The sequence below is a fragment of the Inquilinus sp. genome, assembly GCF_057815775.1.
The window spans coordinates 1-1,622 of record NZ_JBYRFX010000426.1; the positions used below are offsets into that span (position 1 = coordinate 1).

Annotated in this window: 1 protein-coding gene; it reads left to right on the top strand. The window is 66.8% G+C overall.

Features of this window, described 5'->3' with window-relative positions; all coding sequences use genetic code 11:
* Nucleotides 1-121: 121 nt before the first annotated feature.
* Nucleotides 122-1,622 (top strand): IlvD/Edd family dehydratase (locus tag AC3XYG_RS15180; RefSeq protein WP_489140678.1); only part of this gene is annotated, 1,501 nt, incomplete at its 3' end.

Here is a 1,622-nt window from a genome sequence, read left to right on the forward strand (position 1 = left end):
GCCTGCGAATGAGCGGACCGGACCCGACAATTCCTATAGTGTCCGGACGGGGCGCTGGTGTCATAATATCGTCCTACATTTGCAGAGGGGCGCCGGACCAACCGGCGCTGGAGGAAGGACGATGCCAGGCTCCGAAGGAACGAAACTGCGGTCCCAGCAATGGTTCGACAACCCGGATGACCCCGGGATGACGGCGCTGTATATCGAGCGCTACCTGAACTTCGGGATCACGCGCGAGGAGTTGCAGTCCGGCAAGCCGATGATCGGCATCGCCCAGACCGGCTCCGATTTGTCGCCTTGCAACCGGCATCATATCGAGCTGGCGAAGCGGGTCAGCGCCGGCATCCGCGCCGCCGGCGGCGTGCCGTTCGAGTTCCCCTGCCATCCGATCCAGGAGACGGGCAAGCGCCCCTCGGCCACGCTCGACCGCAACCTGACCTATCTGTCGCTGGTCGAGGTGCTGTACGGCTATCCGCTCGACGGCGTCGTGCTGACGGTCGGCTGCGACAAGACCACGCCGGCGCTGCTGATGGCGGCCGCCACCGTCAACATCCCGGCCATCGCCCTGTCGGTCGGCCCGATGCTGAACGGCTGGCACAAGGGCGAGCGGGTCGGGTCCGGCACCATCGTCTGGCGGTCGCGCGAGCGGCTGGCCACCGGCGAGATCAACTATGACGAGTTCATGGACATCGTCGCAGCCTCGGCCCCGTCGGTCGGCTACTGCAACACCATGGGCACGGCGTCGACCATGAACTCGCTGGCCGAGGCGCTGGGCATGCAGCTGCCCGGCTCCGCCGCCATCCCGGCGCCCTATCGCGAGCGCGGCCAGATCGCCTATGTGACCGGCCAGCGCATCGTCGAGATGGTGGAGCAGGACATCAAGCCGTCCGACATCATGACGCGCGAGGCGTTCGAGAACGCGATCGTCATCAACTCCGCCATCGGCGGGTCGACCAACGCGCCGATCCATCTGAACGCCATCGCCGCCCATCTCGGCGTGCCGCTCGACAATGACGACTGGGAAAAAATCGGCCTCGACATCCCGCTGCTGGTCAACCTGCAGCCGGCCGGCGAGTATCTCGGCGAGGACTTCCATCAGGCGGGCGGCGTGCCGGCTGTTGTGGCCGAACTCTTGAAGTCCGGCCTGCTGCCGCATCCGGGCGCGGTCACGGTCAACGGCCGCGCCATCGGCGACAACTGCCGGGACGTGGAGAACCTGAACGCCGAGGTTATCCGCCCGGTCGACCGGCCGCTGAAGGCCCATTCCGGCTTCCTGAACCTCAAGGGCAACCTGTTCGACAGCGCGATCATGAAGACCAGCGTGATCTCGCCGGAGTTCCGGGAGCGCTATCTGGCGAACCCGCAGGATCCGGAGGCCTTCGTCGGCAAGGCGGTGGTCTTCGACGGACCCGAGGACTACCACCACCGGATCGAGGATCCTGCGCTTGAGATCGACGCCTTCTCGATCCTGGTGATCCGCGGCACCGGGCCGATCGGCTATCCCGGTGCGGCCGAGGTGGTGAACATGCAGCCGCCGGCGCGCCTGATCCAGCAGGGCATCCATGCCCTGCCCTGCATCGGCGACGGCCGCCAGTCCGGCACGTCAGGGTCGCCCTCGATCC